The 6,550-nt window shown below is 56.4% G+C and carries 5 protein-coding genes; 2 read left to right on the top strand and 3 right to left on the bottom strand.

What is annotated here, in order from left to right; translation table 11 throughout:
- Positions 1 to 199 precede the first annotated feature (199 nt).
- The 3 genes from ACQKDV_RS17590 to ACQKDV_RS17600 are packed head-to-tail and all read right to left on the bottom strand — an operon-like array spanning position 200 to position 4,235.
- Positions 200 to 1,534, bottom strand: a complete 1,335-nt coding sequence (locus ACQKDV_RS17590) for an OprD family outer membrane porin (protein WP_427785452.1) — start codon at positions 1,532 to 1,534, stop codon at positions 200 to 202.
- A gap of 35 nt (positions 1,535 to 1,569) precedes the next feature.
- Entirely contained in the window at positions 1,570 to 2,736 is a 1,167-nt protein-coding gene (locus tag ACQKDV_RS17595) for an amidohydrolase family protein (protein ID WP_427785454.1), read from the bottom strand.
- A gap of 38 nt (positions 2,737 to 2,774) precedes the next feature.
- On the bottom strand, positions 2,775 to 4,235 hold the full coding sequence (locus ACQKDV_RS17600) for a hypothetical protein (protein WP_427785455.1): 1,461 nt from the start codon (positions 4,233 to 4,235) through the stop codon (positions 2,775 to 2,777).
- 314 nt (positions 4,236 to 4,549) lie between these two features.
- Between ACQKDV_RS17600 and ACQKDV_RS17605 the strand changes: the two genes are divergently transcribed.
- Positions 4,550 to 5,149 carry a DUF1269 domain-containing protein gene (locus ACQKDV_RS17605; RefSeq protein ID WP_427785457.1) on the top strand — a complete coding sequence of 200 codons (600 nt, stop codon included), beginning with the start codon at positions 4,550 to 4,552 and terminating at the stop codon, positions 5,147 to 5,149.
- A 131-nt stretch (positions 5,150 to 5,280) separates the two neighbouring features.
- The gene (locus ACQKDV_RS17610; protein WP_427785458.1) at positions 5,281 to 6,534 is read left to right on the top strand and encodes an oleate hydratase; all 1,254 of its coding nucleotides are present in this window, start codon (positions 5,281 to 5,283) and stop codon (positions 6,532 to 6,534) included.
- Positions 6,535 to 6,550 lie beyond the last annotated feature (16 nt).

Raw genomic sequence — 6,550 nt, forward strand, 5'->3', positions numbered from 1 at the left:
CATGCCTGCACCCTACGCGATTGTCGGGTGTTGCACTTGGAAGTTGAGTCTAAGCTGGGCTGAGGGCTTCGGCCGCCGTAAGCAGGCTTGGTCATTGCCGGGCATCGGCGGGGACTTCGGCCCGTCGAAGACCACCGCCAGAACAAACAAGGGGCCTCATGCCCCCTTCTCATCCGAAGACGCGTCGCGAGCCCATCAGTCACCACTCATAGTTGACGATAAATCTTGCGTCAACAAAGTCCCGGCCACCTTGCGATGCTCTTTGATTGATGTAAGCCACTCTAGCTCGGAACCAGAGACCGCTTCTCTGTCCATTTTTGGGCGAGCGATAGTCCAAGGTAACATCCGACTCCGATTGATCCGGATCCAGCTTCCAGCCAGAGCCTGGCGTGCGCCCCTTCGCGTGGTTCACAAACATGCTCAGGCCTTGAGAAGGATCAGAGGAAAAGCTACGCGACGCGCCAATCATCCAAGCACGCTCGCCAGCCCGGTCAAAGTTCTCAACAATGATTGCCAAGTAGTTCGGGGACCCTCCATAGGGCGTTTGAAGACCTTTATTCCTACCCGCCCGACTGGCTGCAATCCGCAAAGATCCGCGAGGGACCACCGCCTCCAGCATTGCCGCATGAAGGTGGGTGGAAAAGTCGCCGATCAATGCGTGGCCACTGCTCTTCTGGCGAGTAACTTGGCCCGACAACCTCAACGAGAGCATGTCGTTGACCCCATGGATCAACTGGCCCTTCGCATGCCAAGTGTCCATGACGTCGAAGGTTCGCTCGCCAATCGCACCGACCACAGATCCATTCGGGAACACCTGTTGAAGACCAGCTAAGACCATACCGTCCTTCCCTCGGCTAACCCCGGCCGCCTGCGAGAGAGGAATGAAACGGTCATCGTTCTTCCTTTTGATCTTGCTTACATAACCAGCGATGTAGGAGAGTCCATCCTTTGCATCGCGGCCAACGACGATCCCTTCGAACGTGTTTGGCACCATTCGAATGTCGTGCCGGCTCAAATACGGCAGATCAAACGATTGCCTTCCTACCCTCAGCAGGTTGTCTCCATGCATCCTGAACGTCAAGTTTGCCTCCCCCAGCACGGAAAAGGACTCTTGCCCGGGCTTGAGCAACTGGGTCCCATCTTTGTCAGAAGCACCTATGATCCGCTGCGAGCCGTAGATGACCGCGCCAAGTTGGATTCTTTCAGCCGCCCAACCTGAGCGAATCTCCACCCCTCCACCGATAGCCAGCGCTGCCATTTCTGGCGCGCCTTCGCGATCCCGATAGAATCCGTAGATGCGGGGCTTAAAAAGCACACTCGCCCCGTCCCAGAATGAGGAGGCCGGCGACGCCGCGCGAACGCCCCCTATAATGCCTTGGCGATTGGGTTCGTCGTCCCTCCCAATCAACTGGTCGCTCCCGCTTTGGCCGCCACGCCCTTCTGCTTCGCCTCGGGCAGGCAGACACCAAAGCAAGGATCCTGCAACCAGTGCGAGGGTCAGCAACGGTGTAAACCGCTGGCAGGAAAGATCCATGACCGTCAGAGATGGTGAGAATCAGGAGGACCGAATCAGTGCGCGTCGCAGATGGGTGGAGCCTCGAAATCAAGGTTGAGCAACCTAAAGTAGTTCTCTCCTAACGCGATACGTCGAAAAGCTTGGTTATCCAGCAACTGATTGATTCGGCTCGTGGTCTCCAGCTCTTTGGCATACTGCGCAAACCCCTTGGTTCCGGCAGCGACGAAGTCCGACCCTGTCAGAACGCGGTCGCTATGCTCGTTAATGAATGCGGCATATTCGGGACCGAACTGGTGATAGGCCTGGTAAAGAACGTCCCAGGAGAGGTCGATCATGACGTTATTGCTCCGGCCAAAAATGTCCTCCAAAATGGCCATGTGACGTGCAGGGTCGATGTGCTGGAGCTCTTTGGACAAACCAGCATGGGCCCAGACAATCTTATTGTTTGGGTAGCGGCTAACGGCATACTGAATTAAACCCAAATACTCTTCCGGGTGATCGTCATTGCCCAAGTCCGAGTGAAGGGTGACGGGGATTCCCCGCTGCTCAAGCACACGCATGAACGGAGCCCATTCATCAATACTCTTTTTCGTCGCAACTTCATGCTTATTAGGCACCAGCGCTTGCTTAACGACGTTCAGCTCTCCTGCCCATGCAAACATCCCCGGGTATTCCTTGTCATACAAACCTATTGTTTCAGCAGCTCCCTGAGGATGGGCCAGATCCATGAAGGTCATCGATAGAGTCACATGGACGTTGGGGTGCTGATAAGCAGCCACTTCCATGCCGTTGACGAAATCATTCTTGATGCTCGGCATCGCGGCGACGCCAGGGCAGTCCAGGTAATAGGTGCAGCCCGAGCCCAGAGGAAGGATCTGACCGATACCGAAGTAGTTTACGAACCGGACACCCAGCCGATCAAAGTAGCTGAAGAGCTCCTGAGGCGGTATGGAGGCGCCGCCAAACGCCCGAGGATGGAAATGAGCATCCACAACCGTGGTGTAAGGCTCTTTCTTTCTATCGTAACAAGCCACCCCCTTACTGCCTTTCTTGAACGATGCCAAAGACCTAGCTGGCGACGGCTGGACAAGCAGACTTGGAGACTGCTCAGCTTTGGCATGAGGTGGAGAATGAACCGTGGTTGGCGACGTCGTGCATGCTGGGAGAAGCAGCACGAGCAACGAGACAGCAATTGGCTTCCAGGTCCCTTTCAAAATCATGATGCTTTCCTCGAGGTTGACGGGTCACCGCTGAAAAATCAGAAGGCTATTTCTGCGTTGGCGTTAAATGTCCACCCGGTCGCACCTACGGAGAACGGGTGGAATGGCGAGCCGATTGGAGATCGCTTCACATACATCAGATCACCGTTCAGCCGAAAACCACGTTTGCCGTAGGGCCACCAGTTCAAACCAACGCCCGCATCCCAAGGATCGCCAAACTCTCCGAATACCTTGGATGCATTGGCGTAAACTTGGAGACGCTTAGGCACAACCATCATGGAGCCTTGGATTTGCGCCGCATCATCCACAACCCGGGTGTAAGCTAACGGCGCCCCAGTCACCCGGAATCCATCCAGCCAGCGCCTGTAGACCTCGGCTTCCAGATAGAACCCCTGATACTTCAGACCGGCGCTAAGCGCGGCCATCCGATAATCCACTCGTTCAACCGTGCTTCCCAATCCCAGAGCATTGGGCGTGAACACAGTCACCCCACTGGATAGGCGAACTTGCGTGTTCTCAGGAGTGTCCAACCCCGGCTGACTCTCGCGATCTTCCGTGCTCGACGTGAATCGGCCGCTAAAGAGCGTCGCCAACTTCTCGTGCTGCTCAAAATCGCCAAAATTGGCCAGCGGGCCAAATTCTCCGGTCGTTGGCATCCAGCTAAGCGCCAAAGACCATGTGTCCATCTTGTTGTCCAACCGAGAGGCGGACACGCCGAATGAACTGAGGTTATTTCCGATCGCGGTTTTGTATTTGAGGCCTGGTGCCAACGTTCCGCTGGCAGAGAACCCTTGCGTGTAGCTGCCGCGCATGAACTCGTCTGCCACCATTCGCGCGTCGACGCGTTGCCAGAGTGGGAACTGTCCGTCCAGGCTTCGCGTGGAGGGGAGCGCAAGCACACCTCCGGCAAGCGTGAACTTGTCGTTGAAGACATACGCCAAGTTTCCTGCGACCAGAATGGAACTGGTCGTGCCGAGGGCCGGCTCAGCCCCCCAAAGGAAGAAGGTGTAGCGAAAGCGGGGATCCAAGAACCAGCCGTGGTTGTAGAGAAGGATCTTGTTCATTTGAACATCGTTGCGACGATCCATCTCCCTTACGTTGCCGAAGTGATCGACGTAGGTCCTGTCCAAGCCGGATTGATTCAAGTAACGCAGGTAGGAGTATGCGCTGATGTTCAACTCGCCCCATGTAGTTCGAGCCACCTTGAAGCCACTTCCAGGCGTATAGATGCCGAAGGTCTCGTTAGCAGATTGTGCTACCTCGACCGCCTTCTCCTCACTCAGCCTGCGGCCAGAGTGCGATTCGACAGCATCCTGGTTTTGACCGCCGTGTGCGGATGCCGGAGCCAGGGGAGCTGGCGAAGTAGCGGCGGACAGCGCGGCACTTGCTCGCGCTTCTTGCAGCCGAGACTCCAGATCTGCGATCCGTTCGTCTCGCTCTTTCAACTCTCTTTCATAGGCCGCTTGGCGTAACTCAAGCGCCTCTAGCCTGTGTTCCACGCTTGGGGGCATTCCTTGCGCTTGAACTGCGGCTGGAGGGAGGAGAACAAGGACTGCGACAGCGACTTCACGAACTGGACCTAAGGCACGCGTCATGAGTGTCTCCTGCGATCGTCACCACCTTAATACAGCATTAATGTGAAGAGGGCGCTCACAGACCGGATTACACCCCCATTCAGCCTGAGGCCGCGCTGGGCGTGCACATCTCATTGACAATTCAAGCATTTACACTTCGTTGCGCCAGTTGCGCACGATGCAGGCTTGAGATTTCATTCGTCCATCACATCGGGGCCGCGCCCCATCCGGAGCACGTAATGAGTCACAACATCGTTGTTGTCGCGTGGGATGACTCCAGTGTCGCCTACCAAGCCCTTTCCGAATTGAAGAACTCCACCGACATACGCCTATATCAAGCAGGCGTTTTCAGACGAGAATTGGATGGTCGGATCGTGCCGCAAGATGGCGGGAGCAACACCATCGGGGATGCGACGATTGGAGGCAGCATCCTCGGCTCCCTCATCGGCATTCTTGGCGGTCCCGTGGGTCTGCTCGTCGGTTTCTCCACCGGCGCACTGTTCGGTTCGCTTGCGGACATCGGTGATGCTGTCGACGACGAATCGGTCATCGCGGCTATCGGCTCCCGCGTGCTACCTGGGAAGACCGTTCTGATCGTCGATTTGGAAGAGAGCGATCCGTCTTGGGTAAACAAAGTCGCTTCGGCAAGCGCAGGGCATGTCAGCCGCTTCGCCTACGACGATGTTCTTGCAGAAATCCAGAGCGCCGAATTCGCTGCCGAAGCAGCGTCAGCCGAAGCGCGTCGAGTCCTCAAGGAGACCAAGCGCGCTGAGAAGAAGGCGGAGCGAGAAGCACGGTGGGAAAAGAGGAAAGAGAAGTTTAAGTCCTTCTTCAAGTAGCCTCGTCACTGCCGCTGGTGTGTTCCTTTGTCCGAATGCAGTCGTATCGGGCAGCCCGCCCTGACCGAATTTAGGGGCGGGCGTTCCTCTCTCGGTCGCCATTTCGGCCGCCTCGTCTCGGAGCACTTCGCATGTATCGTTCCAACGGTAATTTTGAGGCCTACTCCCGCCCTCCGAAGCCTGAAGGTGTCGGCGACCGTCGCGCCTATTTCGTGGGATCTGGCCTGGCCTCTCTTGCCGGAGCACTCTTCCTAATCCGCGATGCTCAGATGCCAGGAAGTGCGATCACCATCTTTGAAGAGCTGGACATTCCTGGCGGGAGCATGGACGGCATCCTGGACCGCGATAAGGGATTCATCATCCGCGGCGGGCGGGAAATGGAAGCACATTTTGAGACACTCTGGGACTTGTTCCGCTCCGTCCCCTCGCTGGACACACCTGATGCATCGGTGCTGGACGAGATGTATTGGCTACACAAGCGCGACCCCTCCAGCAACCCTTGCCGAGCAATCCACAAACGGGGTTCGGTGTTGCCTGAAGTGACCGATCTCACTCTGACGACGAAGTCGATTGAAGAGTTGGTCGCACTCGCGCTTACACGCGAAGAAGATCTAGACGATAAGCGCATCGATGAAGTCTTTAGTGATGAGTTTTTCTCGTCTAACTTTTGGCTCTACTGGGCCACGATGTTTGCCTTTGAACCATGGGCCAGCGCAACGGAGATGCGACGATACATCATGCGTTTCGTCCATCACATCTCCACCCTATCGGACCTGACCTCACTACGTTTCACGCACTACAACCAATACGAATCATTGATCCTCCCGTTGGTCAGTCACCTGAAGTCTCAGGGAGTTACCTTCCGATACGGCGTCATCGTGGAAGACGTGCTGATGTCGGCAAGTGTCGGGAAGAAGCACGCCACACAGATTCAACTGCATTCTCGCGACCAAGACGAGCGCATTGATGTCGGCCCGAAAGACTTGGTGTTCATTACAAATGGGTCGATCACCGAGAGCTCGACGTATGGCGACAATGACACCCCTGCCCCCGTTATCACGGATCGCGGCGGGGCATGGTCTCTGTGGAAGCGAATGGCCGCGCGCGACCGCTCTTTCGGCAGGCCTGAAACCTTCTGCGAGAACATCCCAGAAGCGAACTGGACCATCTCGGCAACCGTGACGCTGCTCGATGACCGTATTGCACCCTACATCGAACGACTGACCGGCAGAGACCCGCACTCCGGCGCGATCATCACTGGCGGGCCATGCAGCATCCAAGACTCCAATTGGCTCTATGGCTTCACCATGAGCCGGCAACCACACTTTGCGAGTCAGGACGCTGAAAAGGGCGGTCTCAACTTGCAAGCGCAACACGTGAGTTGAATTGATCGATTTCCAA

Source organism: Stenotrophomonas sp. NPDC077659, from assembly GCF_050268705.1.
In the GTDB taxonomy this organism is placed as follows: domain Bacteria; phylum Pseudomonadota; class Gammaproteobacteria; order Xanthomonadales; family Xanthomonadaceae; genus Stenotrophomonas.

Coding starts and splice junctions, on each gene's coding strand:
- ACQKDV_RS17590 (WP_427785452.1), bottom strand. CDS start 1,534: ATGGATCTTTCCTGCCAGCGGTTTACACCGTTGCTGACCCTCGCACTG.
- ACQKDV_RS17595 (WP_427785454.1), bottom strand. CDS start 2,736: ATGATTTTGAAAGGGACCTGGAAGCCAATTGCTGTCTCGTTGCTCGTG.
- ACQKDV_RS17605 (WP_427785457.1), top strand. CDS start 4,550: ATGAGTCACAACATCGTTGTTGTCGCGTGGGATGACTCCAGTGTCGCC.
- ACQKDV_RS17610 (WP_427785458.1), top strand. CDS start 5,281: ATGTATCGTTCCAACGGTAATTTTGAGGCCTACTCCCGCCCTCCGAAG.